Source organism: Mesorhizobium sp. M0659 (genome assembly GCF_040320605.1).
In the GTDB taxonomy this organism is placed as follows: domain Bacteria; phylum Pseudomonadota; class Alphaproteobacteria; order Rhizobiales; family Rhizobiaceae; genus Mesorhizobium.
Map to the genome: position 1 here is coordinate 1 of NZ_JAMYPY010000042.1, position 23,075 is coordinate 23,075.

A 23,075-nucleotide genomic window follows, 5' to 3' on the forward strand; every position below is an offset into this window, starting at 1 on the left:
CTTCTACTACGAGAGCCATGACCAACTGCGCCAGCATCTCGCCGATTTCGTCTTAGCCTATAATTTCGGCCGTCGACTGAAGACCCTCAAGGGCCTCACGCCCTTTGAATACATCTGCAAAATCTGGACAAAAGAGCCCGAACGATTCAGGCTCGATCCAACCCATCAAACCTTGGGACTAAACATTATTAATTGGATCCGCCAAGTCGCTGGCGGCGATAGGATCGCCCCGCGCCACAATGGGCAGTTGCTCGGCCACCCACCTGTCCAGAAACTTAAGGCCGCGAACGCTCATTCGGTTAAGCCAGCATCAAAGTGGACCCCAGCATCGACCAGCGTCCGATATATGCCGTCAACTTCTTCGTCGATCTCTTCGCGTTTGATACCCAAGGCTTTAGCGTCGGCATACAATTTGTGTGTGTACTCACTTATCGAGACGGCGTCGACCTTAGCCGTTTCGGGGAGATTGTTGCCGATCCAGCGATCGAGGAAGTTGACGCCGCGTGTGCTCATGAATGCATAAGCGAATGCCGCCAGCTAAGTTCCTCGTATAGCACTTTCATACAAGTGCGCGGTCCCGCCATCGCAGGGTATCGTCCATCACTGCGTAGAATTTCGGCCGGGGTGGCTATGAGCTCATATCGGGTGGAAGAGATCGAAGACGACGTGTTGCAGGCGACCCACCAAGTTGAGCGTTGACGCCGTTCGAAGCCGCCGCAAGGGCGGTTAACCGAGTGGTCACTTTGCGAAATAGCCAAGCCAAATGGCTCAGAGGGACCTTCGTAGACGTCCCGAAGGGACGCAACAAAGGTCCACCTGCGGTCTATGACTATCGAGGGATCGGCCCGGTGCGGCGATAGCGCGAGCAGTACTAAGGCGCGATGATGTAGCCGATCATGTCATCGTTGGGGTCTTCATCGGTTAGCTGTTGGAAGAGCCGCTTCGCATGATCGGGCCATCGACCCTCTGCGATCCCTTGTTCGCTTGCCGACTGCCGAAAGGCCTGGCGCACCATGGCGAAATCGAAGGCCGAAATCTGACCGCATTCACGGTCCTTGCCCATGATGGTAAACCTCCCGAGGATGAGCAAGAGCTGGCGAACTCTCAAACGCCAGCAGCGCATAAATCACCTAGCTCCCTTGCAACCATAGGCCGATGGAGAACTTTTGATGTACGTTTTTTACCAAGGTTAGCCGCGCGGTTGTCGGCTTTGTCACCGGCGCTTGTCGGCTGAGCGGATATCACATAGCCGCAGCGGCGCGGGTTCACGTCGGGCCATTTTGAACAGGTTTGAGGGGCGGTAATGCTTAAGGCGCAAAGAGTGCTCGATCCGGGTTCAGATTGGCGATCCATATGCAGTGGCGATCTTTGCCGACAAGCATGGACTCTCGTTTCCAATGGCCCATCGCATAATGCGTGCCATGCCGCGGCGCGCGCGTTTCTGGCGGCGCTTGATTTGCGTGGACGCTGTCAGACGTGAGAATCGGGAGAACTGCCACCGCCGTAACGGCGCTCTGCCTCAACCTCAAAGTTCAGCGAGACCTGCAAGACCACGCCGCCTCCGTCATCGCGGACCTTGATCGTCAACCTGTGGTGATCGCCATCTGGCAGGCTCTCCTTGATCATTTCAACGAGAGTGCGAACGGCTTCCTCCTTGACTTGATCGAAGGCCGAACAATGGGTGCCCTGGTCGTCATGGTAGACTAAGCCATTGTCATCGAGGTCGAAATAATAGAGGGCCATTTGCCCAAACCTGGGTCAACGTCGGCTCCCGTCAAGGGACAATCTGCGGCTGGATCTCGATTTCGCCGACGAGCCGCCTGTATTCCGCTTCCGGTTCCCCATAGCTACCGTTTGCGAGATCGATCAGACCTTTTCGGTCGCGAATGACCACTTCACCACGCCGGGATTGTATGAGCCCGCGCCCCTCAATCATCTGCAGTGCGACCGTGACTCCAGGGCGCCTCACACCGAGCATCACGGACAGGTATTCATGGGTGATGAAAAGTCTATTGCCAACAACACGGTCGTCACACATCAGAAGCCATCGAGCCAAACGATCCTCGATTTTGCATCGCGCATTGATCAGAGCGGTGTAGGTGGATTGTATATGAAAAGCGTGGACGTAGCGCATCAGAAACGGCCGAAGTGTGTTGCTCGCCTTTAAAGCCGCTTTGAACTGCGAGGCGTCGATCACCAACACCTCGCCGGTCATCTGAATAAAGCAATCATGCGTGGCCTGGTCGTCGCCCATCACAAGAGCCGAGCCGGTCATGCCTTCGAACCCGATGATGCCGACTTCTGCGTTGGCTCCCCTGTTCTTCCTGGCCACCACGGAGGCAAGGCCGCTGCAAGGGAAATAAACATATTCGATTTTTTGCCCCGCGTTTTCGAGCGGCGTGCGTAGATCGAGGAAGGTGTTGCGCAGATGCGGCTTGAGGTGATCCAGATCGGCAGGATCGAAGCGCCGCAGAAGCGCATTTTTGTTTGTATCAAGATGCAGGTCCATAGCGCTCGCTCCTCTCGGGCGAGAGCACGCGTCCCTCAGTCGTCGGCGCCCAAGGCAATTTGCAGACGATTCAGCTGGAATAGCGTCGGCAGCAGAGCCTGTCCGCCTTGGTACAAAACCGACAATTACGTGCTCACTTACGTCTTCTTAAGCAGGCGAGCTTCCCGCAATATCGAGGAACGATCGAAGCCGACCAACGAAATTATCTCGGTGATCTGCTGCTCCGTGGCCCCGGCTTCCAGCGCAAGCGCGCTGACGATCTCGGGTTTAAGGCCGAGGCGACGTTCTTCTGTCATCGCGTTTGCTCTCGCTTCAGGGCAAGAGTGCGATGGTCGCTCCCAAGCGTCAGCGCCCATTACTGTTCAGCTGACGACCTGGCCCTTGTACGCTTTCGGACGGACAGTAGCGAGTCAAATACTAAGTAGGGCATTATTTCCATCCTCACGGAAATCCTGCAGCGAAGCATGCCGGGAGGTCTTCCTTGCCGCCAGGATGCCCCCTCAAGCTGGCTTAAAAAAAGCGAGAACTGCTCCGGAATCCGCATGGCGGCAACAAAACTGCGTGTTTCGCGTTGTGGGTGATCGGAACGGAGCTGAATCATCATGCCAGACGACAAGAGTAAAACAGATAATCGGGATCGCAGCCGGGTGTCTGGTGACGAAGAGTATGAGGTCGGCTATCTCGCCAGCAAATTCGGTCTCAGCATCCCCGATGTGCGCCAGCTCATCGTGAAGCATGGCAATGACCGCGATACGCTGGAGCGTGAGGCTAAGGCTCTTGGAAACAGGTAGCAGAACGAACATGCCAGGATATCAGATCGAAGAATGAAGAGGACTGTGTCTCATCTCACGCCACGAACGCGGATGATCCGCTATCGGACGTTGAGAAGTCACAGTGTCGCCTAGAAGCGGCGCCCTTCAACCTCATGTTCAGCGGCTTCCAGGTTTGCAAGGTCGGTGCCTTCGGTTTCCAAATGGGTGGCGTCCGGGTATGGGTAGGGGTTCCGTTTCGATTAAATTCCCGAGTTGCCGCATCTGCGGCCAAGACAAACTGGTCGCGGTTTTTACCTCAGCTGCGCCGTGGGCCCTTCCCTCGATGATCTCTCGTTTTGGGAGAAAGCGAACCTACCGCAATGGCATCGTTCATCGAATAGCGGACCGCTTATAACGCGGCTAAGCGACACCTGCCTTGCGATAGTGGCCGACCGCAATCCACCAGGATTGCCGCACCAACTTGAAGTCTGAGCACGTGGCCAAGCTATCTGCGGTGGCGCGCTTACCGGCGATGAGATAGAAATCAGGCAAACGCCCCTACCCGCGAAATAGGATTTCAGTCCAATATGTCGCTCGTTAAGACGTCAAGGATCGCGAAACGCACTGGACCAGACAAGGGTTTGCATCCCGAAAAAGCAGATTTGCCGGCCAGATCACGCCAAAGCATCAAATCAGACCTACCTCACGGACAAATAGCCGAACGGTTTGCCGCCGCCACTGAGGAACTGGCCAGCGGCATCACCGAGGCATCGGCCGCCGCTGAAGAATTACGGCGATCGATGGAACAGATCGCCGCGGGTGCGGAGGAAGCATCAGGCGCGGCTGAAGAACAACTGCGCACAATCAGCGACTCCACGCAAACGCTGGCCGTGGGACGACGCTTAGCCGAGGATTCGCAAAGGCGATCGGAATCGGTGCAGGGCTTGCTTGCCGATGTGACGAATCAGGTGATGAATGCGGTCAGTGCGATTGGACAAAATGCCGCTCGCCAGGAAAGCTCGGCACAATTGATTGCCGTTATCGAAAAACGCGCTGAAGAAGTCGGAGCTATAGGCCGCACGGTCAGCCGCATCTCGGACCAGACGAATCTGTTTGCCCTAAACGCCGCCATCGAAGCCGCTCGCGCCGGCGATCATGGCCGCGGATTTGCCGTAGTCGCTGAAGAAGTAAGGTCGCTGGCGCAGATATCCGACACCAGCGCACGTGAAGTTCAGGCGCTGTCCACCAGCATCCAAAAAGATGTCAGCGCGGTTGCAGCCGGAGTCGCTGCAGCCGCTCACGCTGCGGCATCCGAAGCAAAGGCCTCAAACGTCGTGCTGCGAAACCTTCGCGCCATGCGGGAAACCGCGGGCGAGATCGCGCTCGGCAGCCGCGCCATCTCGCTGGCTTCGGTTGAAGCCGAAAAAGCTGCGACCGAGGCGCAAAAAGGTGCCGAGCAAGTTGCCAGTGCCGCGGAGCAGCAGTCGGCTGCAGCTGCGGAATCGCAGGCAGCGATCCAACAGCAGACGCAGGCGCTTGTTGAAGGCCAAACGGCAGCGCACGCGCTGGCACGCTTGGCTAATCTATTGCGCGGCGGAGACGCGGGAAAAGCCGCCGAGCAGGCGTCCTCGGCAGCCGAACAGCTGTCGGCGAATATTCAGGAGCTCTCGGGGGCCGCCGGTCAGATTCTGGCTGCGGTCGAGCAGATCAACCGTGGCGCCCAGCAGCAGGCGGCGGCCACCCACGAAAGTTCGGCCTCACTGAGCCAGATCGAGCAAAGTGCTGCCCTTGCAAAAGAAAATGCAGTTGCAGCCGAGGAGCGTGTTGCAGCGATGGAACAGTCGCTGAGGGAAACTTACGCGGCGGTCGAAAACCTTATTAACGGATTGACGGGTTCCCTCCAGGACACGACAGCGAGCGTATCTGCGTTGCTTAGTTTGGAGGTAACTGGCCGCAAGATCGAGAAGATCGTCGATGCGATCACATTAGTCGCGGTTCAGACCAGCATGCTTGCCGTCAGTGGAGCGGTCGAAGCAGCCAGGGCGGGCGACTATGGCAGCGGCTTCTCCTTGGTGTCCAAAGACATTCGCGGGCTGGCGCGCGAAGCATCGCAATCCTTGGATAAAGTGAAGGATACGGTTCGCGGAATTATCGAGCAGATATCTTCGCTGCGTGGCGATCTCGAGCGGATCTGCGGCCTGTCGGAAGTCGAGATTCAGAATAGTCGCGCCACCTTAGCGGTATTTGAGAAGACCAAAGAAGAGCTGACGCAGCTCGTCCAGGCGAGCAAAGCGATCAATTCTGGCGCTACCGACATACTCGCTGCGGCGAGCCAGGCTTCAGCTGGCGCGAAGCAGATTGCAACAGCCGCAGAGGAAGCCGGCGCAGCGTCTAGAGAGGCATCGACCGCTTCCCAAGAGCAAGCGCGAGGAGCTGAGGACCTGGCTGCGGCGATTGAGGAGATTGCCTCCCTCGCTGAAGAGCTCAAGTCACAAAATGTCTGAGCAAGGCGCGCCAGCGGCGCTATCCAAACGCTTCCTGGCGGTTCGCTGCTCCGAGCATACTTACGCGGTTCCGGTCGATCGGGTAGCCGAGATCGTCAGGGTACCCGAAATGGCAAAGGTGCCGCAAGCCCCAGCGGCTTTGTGCGGGTTAGCGAACTTGCGTGGGTCAATTGTGCCAATTGCGGACTTGAGCCGGTTGCTGCGACTTGCTTCTGAACCTCTGTCGGATTCGGCGCGAGCCGTGGTCATCGACGCACCCGCGCCGTATGCGCTGCTTGTCAACACGGTCGAAGGGATCGTCAACGTACAGGCAAGCCGCATCGAGCAGCGTCATTCACTCAAGGGCGCCGCGGTGAGCAGCGGCGATGACAGTGTCTTCTCAAATGATGGCGAGGCGGTGCGGATTCTCAACGTTGATACCCTGCTCGAAGGGGCGTTTACCCCCCAAGCCCGGGACCGTGTAACCGGCCGCAGCCGTACGTTGGTTCCTGATATGAGCGCCATAGGCGCGGTAGGTCGAGAAATGCTCGCAACGTTCGTAGTGGATGGGCAGGATTACGCATTTCCATTTGCCGTGGTGCAGGAGGTCTTCAATATCCCCCGAGGCCTGACTTCTCTGCCGGGCGCGGATGCGCAGGTCCCTGGTTTGATATCTTTCCGTGACGGACTGCTGCCAATTTTGTCCCTAAGAGCACTGTTTGGCCTCGCTAACGAGCTTCAGGGAAATGAGAAGGTCATCGTCGCGTATGTCCGCGGCACCGCGGTCGGCGTCGTTGTCGACGCTGTCAAGCAGAGCATCGCCATCGATCCTCTGAGGCTGGAACCCGTGCCGCCGATTATGGCAGCCAGAATTGGCGGCGAGGCCAAGGTCAAGGCAATCTATCGGAGCGAGGCGGATAGCCGGCTGCTTTCGGTCTTGCACCCGGATTTGTTGCTCAGCGAGGAAACCATGCGTGGTCTGGGTCATGTGCAAGCTCCGGCGCGAGACGGCTCCGCATCGACAGAAGGTTCAAAGCGCGACGAGATCAAGCTGCTCGCCTTCCAACTTGGCGCCGGCGAATTCGCCTTGCCCATTGAGGCCGTCGAGGAAGTTGCACTGGTGCCGGAGAGTGTGACGCGGGTTCCAAAGACACCCAAATTTCTTGAAGGGGTCATCAATCTGCGCGGCGAGGTGCTGCCTGTCATCGATCAGCGGAAGCGCTTCGACATGCCTCCGCTTGAGAATCGTGGCCGGACGCGTCTGATTGTGGTCAAATCCGGTTCCCACCGCGCCGGCATCATCGTCGACAGCGTCTCGGAAGTCTTGGGCGTCGATGCATCAGCGCTCGCTCGGGCGCCGGATCTGGCGGGAGAAACTACGCGCCTGATCCAGTCGATCGTCAGCCTGGATGAAGGCGTTCGCATCCTCATGCTGCTTGATCCAACCGAACTGCTCACGCGTGCCGAGCGCACCTTTTTGGACTCTTTTCAAACCAAGCTGCAGACTTGATCAAGGTTCTGATCATCGACGACTCTGCCCTCGTTCGAAAGCTGCTTGCCGGAATGCTGTCGGACGCATCCGAATTCCAAGTTGAAACCGCTCGAAATGGCGCCGAAGGACTGGAGCGCCTGCACGCCTTCCGCCCCAATGTGGTCACGCTCGATGTCCACATGCCGCAGATGAACGGCTTTATGTGCCTTGATCGTATCATGCTGGAAAGGCCGACCCCGGTCGTCATGGTATCGTCGGTGACATCACAGAGCGCCGATGAGACCCTGCAAGCGCTTCGCCTCGGCGCATTCGATTTCGTTGCTAAGCCCTCGGGAACATTGTCCTTACGCGTTGATCAGATGAAAGACGATCTGCTCGACAAGATTCGAACCGCCGCCGTCACCGGCATCAAACCCACGCTGCGATTGCAGGAACGTATACGCCACCGTATAGGGCAGACGCTGCCGACAAGTCCCCATCCCGCCCCAATAGCGTCAAAAGAACCCATTGTAAAAACTGGGGTAAATGGGCTGGTGCTCATCGGCGTTTCGACCGGAGGGCCGCCAGCACTGGAGGCTGTTGTCGGAGCGCTGCCAGCATCGTTCTCCTGGCCAATTTTGGTTGCTCAGCACATGCCAGAATCCTTCACGGGCGCACTGGCCAAACGTTTGAACAGCCTGAGCGCCATCGAGATCGTGGAGGTTACCCGCCCGACGGAAGTCGTGCCTGGTGTCGCTTACATTGCGCGGGGTGGGGCGGACATGATTGTATCGCGCCGAGGAGGCGTCGTCTTTGCCATGAATGTCCCGTCCCAGGTCGACTATCCCTGGCATCCAAGCGCCGACCGGCTTGTTCGAAGTGCCATGGAACAAATACCTCCCAGCGACCTTATCGGTATTCTCATGACCGGAATGGGCAATGACGGCGCCAGTGCTATGAAACTCCTGCACGAGCGAGGCGGAACGACGATCGCCGAAGCGGAAGAAACCGCAGTGGTTTGGGGGATGCCCGGGGAATTGGTCAAGGGCGGTGGTGCAGATTGGATTCTGCCGCTACCCGAGATAGCCCGGCAATTGATGAAGGTTGTGCCTTGCCTCTGATCCGCAAAGAGCTTCCCAACCAAGCCGGGATCCGCGACGCATCGCCCACGGATGCATTTTCTTCGTTGCTGAGTCGGAACAGTGAGGAAAGGCGAGCGGCGGCTCGCGAGTTTATTGTCACCTCTGACAACGCCGCTGTGATCTCCAGCGCGATTCAGAGTGAAGCGGTTGATGGCGTGCTGCAGGCTTTGTTTACAGCCCTTATGCGATCAGCCAATGCGGCAAGCGTCGACGTTGCTCTGCAATACCTACGATCCGACGATGCCCGCTTGCGCACCGGGGCACTAGACGCCTTGCGCGCATTGCAAGATCAGCTCCTGCCGCGGTTGACCGGACTGCTCAGTGACCCGGAGCCCGACGTTCGCATCCTCGCCTGCGAACTCGTTCGCGCGCAGCAGCCTTCAACGGTCATTGATTTGCTGGTTCCCCTCCTGGCTAATGATTGCAATGGCAACGTTTGCGGTGCCGCGATCGACGTCGTGGCGGAGGTGGCGGCGCTTGACCACGTTGCCTTGTTGCTCCACTGCGCCGCGCGTTTTCCCTCGGATCCCTTTTTGGATTTCGCCGCCAAAACCGCGGCCCTCCGGATCGGGGTGCGGAACGCCCCTCAGTGATCGAGATCACGGACGAAGAGATCCGTCGACTGGGAGACTTCCTCTATCGACGCACCGGCATGGTCTATTCGGTATCCAAGCGCTATTACATAGAGCGCCGGATTGCTGATCGTGCAAACGCAACCGCCTCTCCTTCTTTCGAAAGGTATTTCGCCAAACTTCGTATTGATGCCGAGGGTGAGATCGAGAAGTTCGTCAACGCCTTTACCGTCAATGAGACTTATTTCAACCGGGAAGATCATCAATTTCGGTGTCTCACGAAGGATTTGCTGCGTGAAAGAATCGCAGCCGGCTATGGGAAGGACCAGTTGCGTTTGTGGTCGGTACCTTGCGCGACTGGGGAAGAACCCTATTCGATTGCGATGTGGCTTTTGGACAAGTGGCCGCTGGTCGACGCCTACAGCATCGAGATTTGCGGCTCAGATATCGATACCGAAGCGCTTGCCGCTGCCAAGCGCGGCTTTTATGGCAAGCGCGCACTGATGCGCTTGCCGGCCCAAGTCATCGACCGTTACTTTCACCAAGAAGCCGACGATCGGTGGCGGCTTGTCGACGAGTTGAGAGAGTCGGTGCAATTTTCCAGTGTCAATCTAATAGAATCTAACGAGACCAGGCACCACGGCCAATTCGATGTCATTTTTTGCCGAAACGTCCTCATCTACTTCGACGACGCTTCGCGTCGCATTGCTGCAGACAACCTCTATGAAAGCCTTTTGCCCGGCGGCTACATTTGCCTTGGCCACACGGAGTCGATGAGCCGTATCTCTCCGCTGTTCGAAATCCGTCGGTTCGAAGATGGTATTGTCTATCAGAAACCAGAGGTCGGGCGGTGAGCAAACCTACCCTCCATCGCGTCCTGGTGGTCGATGACGCAGCTCTCGTGCGCCTGTATTACCGAAGCGTGCTGGAGCCAGCGGGCTATGAGGTGTTCGAGGCTTTGAACGGGGTGGAAGCCTTGGAGCAGCTGCTTGGGTTCGAGATCGTCGACCTTCTGATCGTGGACATCAACATGCCGGTCATGGATGGCCTCAGCTTCTTACGGGTGCTTCGGCAACGCGGCGAACCGTTTGCGTCCACCCCCGTGCTCATCATCAGTACGGAAGCCGGGCTCCATGACCTGCGAGCTGCCCAAATTGCCGGAGCGAACTTCTACGCCGCCAAGCCCGTCGCTGGGCAGGACCTGTTGGAGCTCGTTGCCCTGCTTGCCGGATCAACTCATGACTGAACTTCTTGAGCAGTTCCTGGTGGAGTGCCGCGAGTCTGTGCAGCAGGCTACACTGGATCTTCTGGCGCTCGAAGGTGATGGAGGCGATCACACTAGGCTGGACAGTGCTTTTCGGTCGTTTCACACCCTCAAGGGCGCGGCCGGTATCGTCGATTTTCCAGATATGGCGAGGGGTCTGCACGCGGCTGAGGAACTGCTCGCTTCCGCCCGGTCCGGTACGAGGACACTAAGCACTGCGGATATCGGCAACTGTCTCTGGGCATTGGATCAAGTCACCGGCTGGCTCGATGGCATTGAGGTAAAGGGAATTGTCCCGGAGGATGCAGGGTCGACCGCGGATGAGATGGTCCGCCGCTTGCAAGCGGCACTATGTGAAGAACCTCCGGGGAAGAGCCCGCCCGCTTTATTGGCGGCGGGGTGGTTGACGTCTCTTTTGAAGGCCAACCATGATGTCGCAGCCCGAGCCTCAACCGGGTTGTTGTTCCAGCCCGATCCACAGTGCTTCTTTCGCGGCGAAGATCCCCTTGCGTTGGTTGCCGGCCTGCCTGGCCTGTTAGCTCTTCATGTGGAACAGGTTCATGTCTGGCCTTCGTTGAGGGAAGGTGATCCCTTCGAGTGCAACCTGCTCTTCACAGCGTTGTCCTCTGCCCCGAAGGACGCTTTGCTGCGCCATACCCAAGCGATAAGCTCGGACTCTTCGAGCCTCCTCGAGATCCGCGAGCTTTCTTCTGCCGTCCCCGATCAGCGCGCAGGACTTAGCCGGATGGCGCGGCTGGTGCTCGAAGCGCAGTCCCAACTCCTTTCCCAGGTCGCGACCACAGGTCTGGCCGGCCGCGTAGGCGCCGCGCGGCGCGTGGTGATGAACATCCTGGCTCGCAGCGTCCGGCACAAGGATGCGCTGGAACGCTACGATAGTAGTGTGCCGGACGCGGACGATCCAGAGGGACGACAAGCTCTCGTCCTCCTGATCGACCGGGTTTTGGGAGACGATGCCCAAGTCCTCGAATTCTCCGTGAACCGGGATTCCCGCCTCGCCATCCCGAACTCAAATGCGGCCCGTTCACTGCGGGTGAGCGTCGAACGCATTGATGCCTTAGTGAATTTGGCCGGCGAACTGTCGGTTGCCAAGAATGCCATAACGCATGCCGCAACCCTAGCCCGGAGTGGAACTCCTTCGGCGGATTTGGCGGCCGTGTTGGAGGAACAACAATCCCGACTGGAGAGGTTGGTCGGTGAGTTGCAGCGTTCTGTCTTGAGCATCCGTGTCTTGCCCATGCGACAGGTGTTCCAGAGGTTTCAGCGCTTAGTGCGAGACCTTGCGACCGAAACAGGTAAGTCAGTGGTTCTCGTGACAGAAGGGGAGAACACCGAAGCCGACAAGACCATCGTCGAGGCTCTTGGAGAGCCGATTATGCATGTTGTTCGCAATGCAATCGACCATGGTGTGGAACCGGCGGACGAGCGCATCAGGACGGGGAAGCCACCGCATGCCACGATCTGCCTGCGTGCAGCGAAAGTCGGCGACAGCATTGTCGTTGAGGTGGAAGACGATGGTCGAGGTGTGGATTTCGCGAGAGTTCGACGGGTTGCCGCAGAACGCGGCCTGACGACCGGGTTCGCCTCGCTTTCCGATGACGATGCGTTGGAATTGCTGTTCAATCCGGGGTTCTCGACAGCCGCAACTGTCAACACGGTCTCCGGCCGTGGTGTTGGGATGGACGCGGTGCGATCGGCGATCGAGGCGCTCGGCGGATCGGTTGGCATTGAGACGAAGCCCGGAAGCGGGACGATCGCAAAATTCACCCTGCCCTACTCCATCCTGATGACGCCCCTCGTCACCGTGGAAGTGGTCAAACAAGCTTTTGGCGTTCCGCTTGAGAAAGTCATCGAAACCCGTCGACTTTCGCGCGGTGATGTCTCGATGGTTGGCGCCGCGCGCGTGTTCGGGCATCGCGGCCATACCATCCCGCTCGTTAGTCTTGCGGCGACGCTTGGCGAAACGCCGTCGGAAACGATCGCCGACGATTTCCAAGTCCTAGTCGTCCTGGTCGGGAACGACATGTGCGGGATAGAGGTCGATGATGTCGGGGAGACAATGGATATACTGATGAGGCCCATCGAGGGGGTGCTCGCGGGTGTAGAAGGCGTTGCAGGCGTCACAATTTTGGGTGATGGCCGCGTCATGCTTGTTCTCGATGTGGAGGCTTTGCTGAAATGACCGTCATTTCCGACCCCAGCGACGGATCGATCCGGCTTGAGGGTGACTGCACTTTAGAAGACAGCGAAACCCTGCTGGCAATGCTGGTTGAGTCAGGAAACACCTTGGTTGACTGGCGGAAGTGCACCAAGATCCATGCTGCCGTTCTGCAAGTCCTGATGGCGGCCCGCGTGAGGGTCATTGGGCCGGCGGGCTCGCCATTTCTCGAAAGCTATTTTCATCGCGGCTTCACGGCAGTGCATGGCCGCTAGTTCACAATTATTGCATTTTATGCGATATCCCTAACACCAGCCGAAATGAAGGTCGTAATGAACGTTTTGATCGTCGACGACAGCAAGCTTGCGAGAATGGCGTTGGTCAAGATTCTCGCCAAGAACTATCCGACATGGGTGCGCAAAGAGGCCGGCAACGCTGATGAGGCGCTTCAACTGGCGAGTGAGTTCGCGGCTGATATCGTGTTGATGGATTACAATATGCCCGGCCGCGATGGGCTTGCCTTGGCGGCGGACTTTCGTGCCCGGGATCCGTCAATGCGATTGGCACTGATTTCCGCTAATCAGCAGCACGAGATCGTCGAAGGTGCAAAGGCGCTGGGCGCTTCCTTCCTGACCAAGCCAGTGAATGGCCCGGACCTGGTTGCGTTTCTCGGCAAACCAGACACTCCCATTGGTCAGGACGATCAATGATGACTCCGGCCGACCTTGTCTTGGAAGAACTCGAGAAGGATGCCCTCACTGAACTGGTGAACATCGCCGTCAGCCGAGCCGCCAAGAATCTCCGCGAGATGGTTGGACGACAGGTGTTCCTGTCGGTCCCAAGAATCAACCTCGTCGGCAGGCAGCAAGCCATCGATATCTTGGACGAACGCGAGATGGACCGTCTGGTTGCCGTTCACCAGGTTTTCGAAGGTGATATCACTGGTCGCGCGCTGCTTATTTTCCCAGAGGAGCGAAGTCTCGAACTTGTGCGTGCTGTAGCCGGTCCGGACCATTCATTGGAAGACATCATCGACCTTGAACAGGAAGCACTCGCAGAGACGGGCAACATCATTCTCAATAGTTGCCTTGCCACCATCGCCAACCTGTTGCGCCGTAGTCTTCGCGTCTCCTTGCCTGAGGTCATTCGAGGCACTGGAACCGACTTCTTCAATCTGGCGCCGCCGCCCCTACCCGGCGAGGTCGTACTGTTTCTCTACATAAACTTCACCGTCAAGGACAATGACATCACGGGCTACATTGCCATGCTGATGGACATGCCTTCCCTAGCGGTTTTAAAGGGCCTCTTGTGCGAGTTTATCGAGCGGATCGGTGGGACCGATAAATAGTGCCATGTTGAACACTTCTCACGATAATTCGACGCCGATATTGGATGCACTCGATTGCGGTATAATCGTGCTCGGTTCTCAAAGGCAAGTGACCGCCTGGAATGCCTGGATCGCCGCAGCCAGCAATATACGGACGACCGAGGCGATCGGAAAAACAATGGAGGAGCTTTTTCCCGGCCGGCCGCTCGGCCCAATCCTCGTTGCGTTAAACGAGGCTTTGGAAGCCGGGGCCTCCAGCCTGCTGACCCCTACACTCCACCCAGCCCTGCTTGCGTTGCGGACGCGAGCGGGCCAGCCGCTGATCCATAGCATTTCCATCCGACCAATCGGGGCCATAGGTGCGTATGAATGCCTTATTCAGATTTCGGATGTGACGGGGGCGATGCGGCGGGAAGCGGTGCTGCGCCAACGGCAGAATGCCCGTTATGATGCGGTTATGGAAAGCGCCGCGGAAGCCATTCTTACCCTGGATGACACCGGGGCAATCCAGGGAGCCAATTCGGCGGCCGAGGTGCTCTTCGAAATCGACAAGGCATCGCTTGCCGGTCAGCCGAGCGCGCGTCTGTTCGTGGAAGGCGACCGGTGGTCGCAATTGCACGACGCCAGTCGCTCAGGGCAGCAAATAGTTCATCGAGAGGTTTCCGTGAAGCGGCGCAACGGGTCGACGCGCCATCTCGAAGCTTCGATTAGCCGTTGGTCAGGTGGCGCCAAGCAATTCACCACCGCCTTTTTGCGCGATGTAACAGATCGCCTGTCCTCACAACTGAAGCTGAAGACCCTGAATGAGACATTGGAGCAACGGGTAGCTGACGCAACCGGTGAGCGCGATATGATCTGGCGCGTCAGCCAGGATCTTTTCGTCGTAACGGATTTCGGCCTCAAGTGCCAAAGTGTGAATCCGGCCTGGACCGAGCATCTCGGCTTGGACGAAAGCGAGGTCGAGGGTAAGACTTTCGAGGATTTCGTTCATCCTGAAGATGTTGCGGCTGTGACACGGCTCTCACTATCGGATAGCCGGGTTGTGGTTCGCGACCTCGACTTACGCATGCGTGCCAATGATGGCAGGTTCATCTGGTACAGTTGGCAATTTATGCCGCGAAACAACCAATATTACGCCGCCGGGCGCGACATCAACGTCCGCAGGAATTTGGAGGATCAGCTGCGCCAAAGCCAGAAAATGGAGGCGGTGGGGCAACTCACGGGCGGTATCGCGCACGACTTCAACAACATGCTGGGAGTTGTCATCTCAGGACTCAACTTGATCCAGCGGCGCGTCGACCGCGGCGAGCCCGGCGTGCACCAACTGATCGCAGCCGCGACCGAGGGTGCCCACAAAGCTGCCATGCTGACGCAAAGGCTACTGGCTTTTTCCCGGCAGCAGCCGCTTTCCCCTGAATCCCTCGACGTCGGCCGGATGGTGCAGGATATGTCGGAGCTTTTGCGCCGGACGCTGGGCGAGCACGTAACACTTAATACGGTCGTGCAATCCGATGACGGTGCAGTGCTCGCTGATCCCAGTCAACTCGAAAATGTCCTCGTCAATCTGGCGGTCAACGCTCGCGATGCCATGCCGGAGGGCGGAACCCTGACCATCGAAACCTCTGCACTCCTGGTCGACCAGTCGGTTGCTGCAGATCATGGCATTTCCCCCGGCCCCTACGTCCTTATTGCGGTGAGGGACACGGGCTCGGGTATGAGCGCGGAGGCTCTGGAAAGAGCCTTCGAGCCGTTTTTTCCACCAAAGGTGTCGGCAAGGGAACCGGCCTTGGGCTGAGTCAGGTGTTTGGCTTCGTCAAGCAGTCCGGTGGCTATGTCAACATCGATTCAAAACTGGGGGTGGGGACTACCATCAGCATCTGGTTGCCAAGGCACAATGGTCCCGCCGATGGAGCACGGCGGGCGAACAGCCAAGACGTTGCCAATGGCAAGCCAGAGGAATTGATCCTCGTCGTCGAGGACGAGGCGAGTGTAAGACAACTGACAATGCAAATGCTCGAGGATCTCGACTATTCGGTGATTTCTGCTGAGAATGGGGTTGAAGGCCTGCGCATTCTTGAGGATCGAGGAGACGTTTCCTTGCTGCTGACGGATGTTGTCATGCCCGGAATGAACGGTCGGGAATTTGCGGATGCTGCCGTTGAATTGCGGCCTGACTTGAGGGTGCTCTTTACGTCCGGTTACGCACGTGATGCCATAGTTCGCAATGGGATCATCGATCCAAACGTTCAACTCCTGCAGAAACCCGCTACCCTCCAAGCTCTCGCCCAGAAAGTCAGATTGGTTCTGGATAACTAGCCATTCGGCAACCGGCCGTTCCGGTTTTCGGGCAAGAGGGTAGCGCGCTCGAGATGTCTTATTTGCCGAGCAGCCGAAGATACTGCCTTTGAGTCGGTGGGGCGCCGTAAATCAGCCCCTCGCCGTCGCGAAAGGTCCCTTCACCGCGGCCTGACATTGAGCACCTCTCCTTCGAGCTCGGGATCAAACAGCTAGCTACCAGCCGCAGCTATTCTGAGGCTGGGAGTTGGTCCACTCCCTGTTGATTGAGGAGAGTTGCCAGCCCGGTAATGATCTGCGGCATAACAAACGGCTTGGTGATCATCAGGCTGTTGGGTACGCCAAGCGACGGCCAGTCGTCCGGGCCATCGCCACTCATGTATATCACTGGCATGGTAGGATTGGCGGCTCGGAGGTGCCGGGCCACATCCCACCCGGTAGGGCCGTCTCCAAGTCTGATATCTGTCAGCAGAGCCGCAACTCGCTCCGGCTCACGATCAAAAGTCGCAATGGCTTCAAGGCCCTTTAAGACGGCGATCACCTCGAACCCGGCCTCGCGGAGGGAGGTCTCGATGTCTAAGAGGATCATGCTCTCATCCTCTACGATCAGGACGGATCCCGACGGCATTGAAAGCCCTGCCCCGTGAGTAATTGCTCAGTAATTCAACGGCCGCAGGCCTCGAATGTTCCTCGCATAATAACATATGTTATTCTGGGGATAGCAGGCTGTGATCCGGAGTCTGCGGCTTCGAACGCAATGGCCCCTCACAAAAACAGCCACTTAGGTGGGAACTTATATCAAATGTTATAGTTAGGAAGGGGTCTGCGAGCGGTTGGGAAGGATCCTAGGCAGCATGATGTCTGAGCCCGAGCGTCGCCTTGTCCAAAGGCTTATCGAAGAAACCGACACCACGGAGCCGCAAGCCTGGAGTTAATAGGGCTGCTAGGAGCAAGTTGGTCCGCCCTCGTGCGGGAAGCCAAAGGCATCAAGCACAATCTAACGTCGCCAGCCCTACCGCCATCGAGAACGTTAGCGTCTTACCCGAACGGGGTCTTGATGGCACAGGCTCCTACTTCAAACAACGGTGTGCCTGAGTGTGAATGGCGCGATTTGACCTAGGCCCTGGTAGCGGCTATGGTCTGCTCAAGGCCGACGTTGGGCGCGAACCCGCGTCCGCCACGTGAGCGGCAGCTTTCCGCCTAACGTCGGCCCTAGAAGTCGGCCGTGGCCGGCCAGCACAAAACCAGGTCTCGCGGCCGCGACCGCGTCGGATGGGCCTTCATATTCAGCGCCGCCGCCTACAATCTCGTGCGACTGCCAAGAAGCGGATCTGACACTCAAAGGCTTGGCGGATGGCGAGATCGCCTTCAAGGCGCCCGTTACCGGAGGGGTGCCCAGCGCGGCCGGCCGCCCACTGAGCCATGCATGTCGATGAAGAAGGCCGCCCGTTGCAAGGAAACGGTGCCGTCGAAGCGCGAATATCGCTCCCTTCCTCGGCTGGTGTGATCGATCGACCTGACCCAACGACCTCCTGCAGAAGGAACCGAAGCGGCGCGGCATCGTTGATCCTTAAGTTCAGTCGCAGACGGGGCTTCAAGTCTGGTTGATGATCTTGATGCTTTCGAGGGACCGGTTTTATGGCTGGCATCAGCGCCATCGAGCAGGCGAACCCAGGCTCGCCATCGCAGAGTGTGGCCGCCTCAACTGTGGAGACAGAACTGGCGCTTGGAGACTTGGCCCACGCAAACACTGGCGGTCGCCTTTGGGTCATCGCCGCTTCGGTTCCGCTCCTGTTCATGATCAGCGGGCTTGTCATTCGGTATGCTGCATTCCATTCAGTCTCGGCAGTACCAGGCTTCGAAGCTTATGCGCGTGGGCTCTGCAGGTGGGACTGCGCGTGGTATGTGGACATTTCCGAACACGGCTACGAGCGTTTTCCTATTCCAGGCCAAAGCAACGTCGGACGCTGGGGCTTCTTTCCATTGTATCCCATGCTCGTGACGACCCTTCGGTTTGCTTTCCCTTTTTCCACGATTCTGATCGCGACGATCACCTCGATGGCATGCAGCTACGCCGCCTGCCTTGTGGCATGGCCACTTCTGGAGAAGAACGTGCGCGCTTACATACTGTATTGCGCTTTTCTGCTTAGCGGCCCGTTCTCCTTCCACTTCACCACGTTCCTTACCGAACCTCTTTTCGTGCTCCTGACGTCGTGCGTCTTTTTGGCACTCAAGCGCTCCAACTACCTGGCGGCTGGCGTTACATGCGCTTTGTTGTCGGCAACGAGGCTGGTCGGGGTCCTTGCTGTGTTTGCAATGGTCATCCAAATGTTCGAGCAGCACCGCCAGCAGGGCGGGTCGGCGGTATCTTTCCCGCGATGGGTGCTTGGTCGTCCGGATATGCTCGTAGCTATCTTCATCTCGCCCGCCGGCTTGTTTGCTTACATGCTCTTTTTGTATCTCACTGTCGGGGATGGGTTTGCGTTCTTGCACGTCCAGCGCGCGTTTGGGCGGGTTGCTGGCGATCCGCTCCTTTTTCTGTGGGACGGTCTCGCTGCTGTTCCGACAAAAGGCTGGCTGCCCACGGCGCCGCAATGGAGCGCGCTCGCAGCGATGATAGGGCTGACCCTATCGGTCGTTCTGGCGTCCCGGAGGCGATATGGCGCTGCGCTCTTCTGTGCGAGCAGCATCATCCTGCCGTTGATCACCAACCTGGCTTCCATGGTTAGATACGTCATTGGGCTCGCGCCGCTGCTGATGTTGATTGCCGAGCTGCTGTCGGTATCGAAACTGACCTATCTGGTGATTTTGGCTCTTTTCCTGAGCGCATCTTATTTCATGACTTTGGCGTGGATTGGAGGCTATCTTGCCCTGGTCTGACAGCCTGTCACTCTATGGCCGTGCTGGCTCGACTCGCGGCTACGCGCTGGCGTTGGTTCTGGCCGTGTCCGAGATCATCATCCTCGCACTCGCTCTCAATCCAGATGTCAACGCCGATTATCGGGCCTATTACATCGATCGCACGACGACGTGCCTCAATCGCGATGCGGTTGGCAGCTACACTCCTGGCCAGACGGTATCGTTTCGATCCGACGGCGCCAAACAAGCAGCCGGCATGATGGTCTGCGGTTGGTCGGGCCCGGTAGCCGACGGAACCCATTCGCTGGGCGAGACCTCTCGGTTGAGACTGGAAATACCTTCGCTTCGCGACGAGCTTACGGCAACGCTACAAATGTCCGCCGTCATTCGTCCACCACAGACCATCCAAAGGGTAATCATCTCGGTGAACGGAGTTCGCGTACACGAGGTAACACTGTCGAGCAAAGACCCGACGACGATCTCGTTCGCGATCCCGCACACAGCTTTTGCTAGCGCAAAGGTACTCGAAGTGACTTTCGATTATCGCGACGGGATTCCGCCAAGCCCAGCCGCCAGCAAGATCTATAAACGCGCCATTAAATTGGTATCGTTTCGGCTCGACGCCGGCTAGAGAGCACTTCATCGTTTTGTGCAAACGGTGAAGTGCTCTAACTCTTTATTAACGCAATTCCGGACGGAAACACCGCTTCACAACTCTCTGGAGTTGCCCTATTTCAGCAGCACAACAGTTCCGTGATCATCTCATGTGCCTGCACCTCCCGGATGGAGGACAGCCGTCGCGTGCCTCCTCGCCGCTGGCCGGCAGCCAATCGCGATAAGGTAGAGCGCGGCGGACTCGAGATATTGGTCGCCGGGATTGCGGCACTGCGCAGCGTCCGCCGGGGTCACGTTTTCTTTTGCGCGTCGTTCGCCTCGAACGGCTGATCGGTACGGGACGCAGGGCTCCCTTCGGAACGGAAGATTAATGAAATTAGGGCTTGTCTGCGGCGACAAACCATTCGGTGATCACCACCCTGCGTAGAGGGCACATCACTGATCGTCACGTCGTCCTGGTCAAAATTATCTGCATGAGATCGTTCCTATGATTCAGCAAGCGGCTTTGGAGCAGTTCACGTTACCGTGAAACGGTGTTTTATAACGAATCTTTCTGGCGGATTGCGTATCAGCCATCGCCGGTCTGATCGGGAATGTATTCCGCAAAGACCCATCGGTCGAGCACGACGAAATTGATCCCGGGTACAAGCAAGCAGGTAATCATGATGGGAAAGATGAGGGGCAGGCCCAGCTTCGCCGTCAAAAGCGCCGGCGCGCCATAGGCGATCGCCAAGCCGATCGCCGCCAGCAAGAGAAAACGCGGAGCCTCTGATCTGTGCGACCCGCGCGACATGAAGGTTACTGACCTGTGCGCGAGATAGGAAAACAACGCCGCGGCTGCGTAAGCTGCAAGGGACGCTCGGACGGGGCTGAAGCCGAACCGTTCCGATTTGACAAAGGCGGTTGCCAAGGCGGCATACAGGATTGTGGCGGCGATGCCGACCAGGCCGAAGCGGGCCAGAAGCTTTAGGGTGCCGCCGCCGGCAGATCGATGCTCAGACACGCCCACTACACGCATACTGGGCTCCAAGCGGCAGCAGCGCCAGGGCACGCTCAACCTGTCTGGCGAACCCGCCGGTCGACGGGAGCAGCAGGAAGTGCTCGGATCGAACCTCCCTAAAGCCTGCTTGTCGAAAGAGGGCCGCTGCTCTGACCGCGTTGAGCAGGACCGCGTCTTGGTCGAACGGACACCGGAGCACCGCCAGACGCGTCAGCGGATTATAGGGATTGTGCTCGATGATGCAGGCGACGCCGCCTTGCCGCACGACCCGTCGCATCTCGCGAAAAAAATCGACCCAGGATGCGGGCGAAACATGATGAACAACACAACTGGCAAAAGCCAAGTCGAACACGCAGTCGTCATAAGGCAGGCCCGTCGTGGTGCATGTCCTATAGACGACGCCCGGATTGTCCTCGCTGGCGCGCTGGATCGACCCTTGCGAGACGTCGCAGCCATCCAGGCGATCGAAAGCGCCGTCTAGATAAGGATGGAGCGAACCGACACCGCAGCCCACATCAAGCGCCCGCATCATGGCTCCCGGGCGACGAAGTCCTCGCTCGGAGACTAGGCGCCGCAGCAGGTCGGCCTTTGCAGCCAAAAAGAAATCGTGCTTGAGTCCGGAAAAGCGGATCGACCCATCGATCGTCTCTGCATAACTGCATCTATAGCTGTCGAAGAGTTCGGCCACTGGGAGCGACTCCGTTCTTGGGCTTGCGAAATGATCTCCGGCGCCCACCAGCGAAGGCAGGCATCGGCTCGTCGAAGCCGGTAAGCCGATTGATCACGTAAAGAGGGCGGCGTTTCACCTCGGCGTGGATACTACCGACATAGAGGCCGACCACGCCGGTCATGAAAAGATTGATGCCACACAGAAACGATACGATCACCACGGTCGACGTCCAGCCGGCAATGACGCCGGTTTCAAAAATCCAGGCGAACACGGCGTAAGCGCCAAAGGTCAGGGCAAGTGCGGAAATCGCCGATCCGCCCCAAAGCGCAAAGTGGAGCGGCTTTTCCGAGAAGCTGACAACGGCGTGAACGGCAAGGTGCATCATCTTCCAGAAAGGGTATTTGGTCTGGCCGATGGTCCTCGGAGGGCGTTCGAACGGAACCGCCGCTTGCTTGAAGCCCATCCAGCCGAACATGCCTCTGACGAAGCGATCATGTTCAGGCATGTGTCTGAAGACATCCAGCGCATGGCGGCCGACCAGGCGGAAGTCCCCGACGTTGCGCGGGATGTTGACCGCCGTCATCTTCTCCAGGAAACGGTAGAAAAGATCGGCGCTAAGCCGCTTGAACCACGATTCGCCCTCGCGCTTGACACGGCGGGCGTACACGATCTCGAAACCTTCCTTCCACTTTGCCACGAGATCAAGAACGACCTCCGGTGGATCTTGCAGGTCGGCATCCATGACGATGACGGCATCCCCCGCAGCAGCATCCATGCCTGCCGTGATCGCAATCTGGTGTCCGAAATTACGGGAAAGCTCGATAAGCCGGAAGCGAGGTTCGGCGGTGACCACCCGCCGAAGGTATTTGACGCTGCCGTCATGACTACCGTCATCAACAAAAATCGCCTCGGTCTCTCCGTCCAGCCGACTGATTAGTGATCTGATCCGTTCGATCAGTCGCGGCAGCACTTGTTCTTCATTATATATCGGCAGGACCAGCGAGTAGCGCGGCGACGCGTTCACTCCCGTCCCGACGCTTTGGATCACAGAGGCTCGCATGCGGATGAAAATGAAAAGCCCGCACCAAAGTTCCATAAGGCGTAGCTAATTTGGAAATTTCAGACACTGGCGAATCGGTTGGAAAGACAGGCGCGTTGCCGGCGACTGCTCAAAACTCAATAGTCCATATTTGCAGCACTGTCGCGACCGCGAACCGCCTTCGGCACCCACAACATCTTTAATCCGCGAGACCGCCGTCGCGATGTTCAACGGCGTGGATGATCGCTTCATAAACGCTACCGATCTCTTCATCGATCTCCTGAATTGGGATGCCTTCGACGGCGGCGGCCCGCAGGGCCTGGTCTGCCATATCGGTCACAAGCCGGCCCGGGTCGTCGGTTGGTCCTTCCGGCATATGTTCGGAAATCCATTTGTACATAAAGTCGGCACCGCGGCTGCTCATGGTGGTTTCTGGATAACGACCTCTGTACCCATCCTAGGTTTGTCTCGGCAGATGTCAGGCCTTTCGAAATAGTCTCGGGCGAGGTGATGTCTCACCCTCTTCAGGTTGCATGTCCACCCTGTGTTCGTTGACGGGGTTCTGCGCTTCCAGCCGGTCTAGAGCAGAGCAGGCGGCAGCGAAGGAAAGTGGCGAGGGTTCGCAGCTTGCCTCGCATTCCCGTTCAGCGGCACCGCGATGGAATAATTGCGGTGCCGCGCACAGCTAGCAGTTCGCGTCACTCTGCGGATCGCACGCCTTGTTTTTTTGCTTCTGTGGCTTGGGCTTGGCCGCCTGCTCGGACTCGGCTTGCTGCTTCCCGGCGGCGGGCTGCTCCTCGGCCTTCGGCTTCTGAGGCTTGGCCGCCTGTTCCGGCTCGGCCTGCTGCTGCTCGGCGGCGGGCTGCTCCTTGGCCTTCGGCTTCTGAGGCTTGGCCGCCTG

Annotated in this window: 25 protein-coding genes and 1 pseudogene; 16 read left to right on the forward strand and 10 right to left on the reverse strand. The window is 58.1% G+C overall.

The annotated features are described in order from the left end of the window. A pseudogene (locus NKI31_RS30925) lies at window positions 1-184 on the forward strand (IS3 family transposase); the annotation flags it as partial. Window positions 185-871: 687 nt separating this feature from the next. On the opposite strand, the gene NKI31_RS30935 reads toward NKI31_RS30925, so the two are convergent. From NKI31_RS30935 to NKI31_RS30950, 4 genes are all read right to left on the reverse strand, one after another. Continuing rightward, window positions 872-1,063, reverse strand: a complete 192-nt coding sequence (locus tag NKI31_RS30935) for a hypothetical protein (RefSeq protein ID WP_023807135.1) — start codon at window positions 1,061-1,063, stop codon at window positions 872-874. A gap of 407 nt (window positions 1,064-1,470) precedes the next feature. Next, window positions 1,471-1,743, reverse strand: coding sequence for a DUF6894 family protein (locus tag NKI31_RS30940; protein ID WP_352514570.1), 273 nt, complete (start codon window positions 1,741-1,743; stop codon window positions 1,471-1,473). 31 nt (window positions 1,744-1,774) lie between these two features. Then, complete coding sequence (locus NKI31_RS30945; protein ID WP_352514569.1) at window positions 1,775-2,509, reverse strand: Crp/Fnr family transcriptional regulator; 735 nt, start codon at window positions 2,507-2,509, stop codon at window positions 1,775-1,777. A 137-nt stretch (window positions 2,510-2,646) separates the two neighbouring features. Continuing rightward, window positions 2,647-2,805, reverse strand: a complete 159-nt coding sequence (locus NKI31_RS30950; protein WP_352514568.1) for a hypothetical protein — start codon at window positions 2,803-2,805, stop codon at window positions 2,647-2,649. Between the two features lie 306 nt (window positions 2,806-3,111). Between NKI31_RS30950 and NKI31_RS30955 the strand changes: the two genes are divergently transcribed. From NKI31_RS30955 to NKI31_RS31015, 13 genes are all read left to right on the forward strand, one after another. Continuing rightward, on the forward strand, window positions 3,112-3,300 hold the full coding sequence (locus NKI31_RS30955; RefSeq protein WP_023807131.1) for a DUF3606 domain-containing protein: 189 nt from the start codon (window positions 3,112-3,114) through the stop codon (window positions 3,298-3,300). 548 nt (window positions 3,301-3,848) lie between these two features. Next, on the forward strand, window positions 3,849-5,765 hold the full coding sequence (locus NKI31_RS30960) for a methyl-accepting chemotaxis protein (protein ID WP_352653367.1): 1,917 nt from the start codon (window positions 3,849-3,851) through the stop codon (window positions 5,763-5,765). After that, complete coding sequence (locus tag NKI31_RS30965; RefSeq protein ID WP_352514567.1) at window positions 5,758-7,254, forward strand: chemotaxis protein CheW; 1,497 nt, start codon at window positions 5,758-5,760, stop codon at window positions 7,252-7,254. Before NKI31_RS30960 ends, NKI31_RS30965 begins: the two co-directional genes overlap by 8 nt. Beyond that, on the forward strand, window positions 7,251-8,336 hold the full coding sequence (gene cheB / locus NKI31_RS30970) for a chemotaxis-specific protein-glutamate methyltransferase CheB (RefSeq protein ID WP_023807128.1): 1,086 nt from the start codon (window positions 7,251-7,253) through the stop codon (window positions 8,334-8,336). Before NKI31_RS30965 ends, cheB begins: the two co-directional genes overlap by 4 nt. After that, entirely contained in the window at window positions 8,327-8,950 is a 624-nt protein-coding gene (locus NKI31_RS30975; protein WP_352514566.1) for a HEAT repeat domain-containing protein, read from the forward strand. Before cheB ends, NKI31_RS30975 begins: the two co-directional genes overlap by 10 nt. Next, a complete protein-coding gene (locus NKI31_RS30980; protein WP_352500583.1) occupies window positions 8,947-9,783 on the forward strand; it encodes a CheR family methyltransferase in 837 nt (278 codons plus the stop codon). The genes NKI31_RS30975 and NKI31_RS30980 overlap by 4 nt, the downstream gene beginning before the upstream one ends. Beyond that, the gene (locus tag NKI31_RS30985; RefSeq protein ID WP_352653368.1) at window positions 9,780-10,175 is read left to right on the forward strand and encodes a response regulator; all 396 of its coding nucleotides are present in this window, start codon (window positions 9,780-9,782) and stop codon (window positions 10,173-10,175) included. Before NKI31_RS30980 ends, NKI31_RS30985 begins: the two co-directional genes overlap by 4 nt. Continuing rightward, window positions 10,168-12,393 carry a chemotaxis protein CheA gene (locus NKI31_RS30990; RefSeq protein WP_352653369.1) on the forward strand — a complete coding sequence of 742 codons (2,226 nt, stop codon included), beginning with the start codon at window positions 10,168-10,170 and terminating at the stop codon, window positions 12,391-12,393. Before NKI31_RS30985 ends, NKI31_RS30990 begins: the two co-directional genes overlap by 8 nt. Next, complete coding sequence (locus tag NKI31_RS30995) at window positions 12,390-12,644, forward strand: hypothetical protein (RefSeq protein ID WP_352514564.1); 255 nt, start codon at window positions 12,390-12,392, stop codon at window positions 12,642-12,644. The genes NKI31_RS30990 and NKI31_RS30995 overlap by 4 nt, the downstream gene beginning before the upstream one ends. Window positions 12,645-12,701: 57 nt before the next feature. Continuing rightward, on the forward strand, window positions 12,702-13,079 hold the full coding sequence (locus NKI31_RS31000; RefSeq protein ID WP_352514563.1) for a response regulator transcription factor: 378 nt from the start codon (window positions 12,702-12,704) through the stop codon (window positions 13,077-13,079). Beyond that, a complete protein-coding gene (locus tag NKI31_RS31005; RefSeq protein WP_352514562.1) occupies window positions 13,076-13,717 on the forward strand; it encodes a chemotaxis protein CheX in 642 nt (213 codons plus the stop codon). Before NKI31_RS31000 ends, NKI31_RS31005 begins: the two co-directional genes overlap by 4 nt. Before the next feature lie 4 nt (window positions 13,718-13,721). Then, a complete protein-coding gene (locus tag NKI31_RS31010) occupies window positions 13,722-15,491 on the forward strand; it encodes a PAS domain S-box protein (protein ID WP_352653370.1) in 1,770 nt (589 codons plus the stop codon). Between the two features lie 5 nt (window positions 15,492-15,496). Further along, window positions 15,497-16,012: a response regulator gene (locus NKI31_RS31015; RefSeq protein WP_352653371.1), complete on the forward strand. Its 516-nt coding sequence runs from the start codon at window positions 15,497-15,499 to the stop codon at window positions 16,010-16,012. A gap of 208 nt (window positions 16,013-16,220) precedes the next feature. Here the strand turns inward: NKI31_RS31015 and NKI31_RS31020 are convergent, their stop codons facing one another. Then, a complete protein-coding gene (locus tag NKI31_RS31020) occupies window positions 16,221-16,619 on the reverse strand; it encodes a response regulator (RefSeq protein WP_352653372.1) in 399 nt (132 codons plus the stop codon). Between the two features lie 1,010 nt (window positions 16,620-17,629). On the opposite strand from NKI31_RS31020, the gene NKI31_RS31025 reads away from it, so the two are divergent. Both NKI31_RS31025 and NKI31_RS31030 read left to right on the forward strand, forming a co-directional pair. After that, window positions 17,630-18,871 (forward strand): putative hexosyltransferase, encoded by a 1,242-nt coding sequence (locus tag NKI31_RS31025; RefSeq protein WP_352514559.1) that lies wholly within the window; start codon window positions 17,630-17,632, stop codon window positions 18,869-18,871. Further along, window positions 18,858-19,481, forward strand: coding sequence for a hypothetical protein (locus NKI31_RS31030; RefSeq protein ID WP_352514558.1), 624 nt, complete (start codon window positions 18,858-18,860; stop codon window positions 19,479-19,481). Before NKI31_RS31025 ends, NKI31_RS31030 begins: the two co-directional genes overlap by 14 nt. Before the next feature lie 552 nt (window positions 19,482-20,033). On the opposite strand, the gene NKI31_RS31035 is transcribed toward NKI31_RS31030, so the two are convergent. The 5 genes from NKI31_RS31035 to NKI31_RS31055 all read right to left on the reverse strand — a co-directional run. Then, window positions 20,034-20,495 carry a GtrA family protein gene (locus NKI31_RS31035; protein WP_352653373.1) on the reverse strand — a complete coding sequence of 154 codons (462 nt, stop codon included), beginning with the start codon at window positions 20,493-20,495 and terminating at the stop codon, window positions 20,034-20,036. Further along, on the reverse strand, window positions 20,461-21,153 hold the full coding sequence (locus NKI31_RS31040) for a class I SAM-dependent methyltransferase (RefSeq protein WP_352653374.1): 693 nt from the start codon (window positions 21,151-21,153) through the stop codon (window positions 20,461-20,463). The genes NKI31_RS31035 and NKI31_RS31040 overlap by 35 nt, the downstream gene beginning before the upstream one ends. Further along, on the reverse strand, window positions 21,128-22,195 hold the full coding sequence (locus tag NKI31_RS31045) for a glycosyltransferase family 2 protein (RefSeq protein WP_352514574.1): 1,068 nt from the start codon (window positions 22,193-22,195) through the stop codon (window positions 21,128-21,130). Before NKI31_RS31045 ends, NKI31_RS31040 begins: the two co-directional genes overlap by 26 nt. 178 nt (window positions 22,196-22,373) lie before the next feature. Beyond that, entirely contained in the window at window positions 22,374-22,598 is a 225-nt protein-coding gene (locus tag NKI31_RS31050) for a DUF768 domain-containing protein (RefSeq protein ID WP_352514555.1), read from the reverse strand. A gap of 261 nt (window positions 22,599-22,859) precedes the next feature. Further along, a partial coding sequence (locus NKI31_RS31055; RefSeq protein WP_502899215.1) for a hypothetical protein occupies window positions 22,860-23,075 on the reverse strand: 216 nt, incomplete at its 5' end.

Excerpts from the sequence above, each read along its gene's own strand:
- NKI31_RS30940 (WP_352514570.1), bottom strand. The coding sequence starts at position 1,743 with ATGGCCCTCTATTATTTCGACCTCGATGACAATGGCTTAGTCTACCAT.
- NKI31_RS31010 (WP_352653370.1), top strand. The coding sequence starts at position 13,722 with ATGTTGAACACTTCTCACGATAATTCGACGCCGATATTGGATGCACTC.
- NKI31_RS31020 (WP_352653372.1), bottom strand. The coding sequence starts at position 16,619 with ATGCCGTCGGGATCCGTCCTGATCGTAGAGGATGAGAGCATGATCCTC.
- NKI31_RS30945 (WP_352514569.1), bottom strand. The coding sequence starts at position 2,509 with ATGGACCTGCATCTTGATACAAACAAAAATGCGCTTCTGCGGCGCTTC.
- NKI31_RS30965 (WP_352514567.1), top strand. The coding sequence starts at position 5,758 with ATGTCTGAGCAAGGCGCGCCAGCGGCGCTATCCAAACGCTTCCTGGCG.
- NKI31_RS30935 (WP_023807135.1), bottom strand. The coding sequence starts at position 1,063 with ATGGGCAAGGACCGTGAATGCGGTCAGATTTCGGCCTTCGATTTCGCC.
- NKI31_RS31000 (WP_352514563.1), top strand. The coding sequence starts at position 12,702 with ATGAACGTTTTGATCGTCGACGACAGCAAGCTTGCGAGAATGGCGTTG.
- NKI31_RS30950 (WP_352514568.1), bottom strand. The coding sequence starts at position 2,805 with ATGACAGAAGAACGTCGCCTCGGCCTTAAACCCGAGATCGTCAGCGCG.
- NKI31_RS30955 (WP_023807131.1), top strand. The coding sequence starts at position 3,112 with ATGCCAGACGACAAGAGTAAAACAGATAATCGGGATCGCAGCCGGGTG.
- NKI31_RS31025 (WP_352514559.1), top strand. The coding sequence starts at position 17,630 with ATGGCTGGCATCAGCGCCATCGAGCAGGCGAACCCAGGCTCGCCATCG.
- NKI31_RS31045 (WP_352514574.1), bottom strand. The coding sequence starts at position 22,195 with ATGCGAGCCTCTGTGATCCAAAGCGTCGGGACGGGAGTGAACGCGTCG.
- NKI31_RS31005 (WP_352514562.1), top strand. The coding sequence starts at position 13,076 with ATGATGACTCCGGCCGACCTTGTCTTGGAAGAACTCGAGAAGGATGCC.
- NKI31_RS31050 (WP_352514555.1), bottom strand. The coding sequence starts at position 22,598 with ATGAGCAGCCGCGGTGCCGACTTTATGTACAAATGGATTTCCGAACAT.
- NKI31_RS30995 (WP_352514564.1), top strand. The coding sequence starts at position 12,390 with ATGACCGTCATTTCCGACCCCAGCGACGGATCGATCCGGCTTGAGGGT.
- NKI31_RS30990 (WP_352653369.1), top strand. The coding sequence starts at position 10,168 with ATGACTGAACTTCTTGAGCAGTTCCTGGTGGAGTGCCGCGAGTCTGTG.
- NKI31_RS30960 (WP_352653367.1), top strand. The coding sequence starts at position 3,849 with ATGTCGCTCGTTAAGACGTCAAGGATCGCGAAACGCACTGGACCAGAC.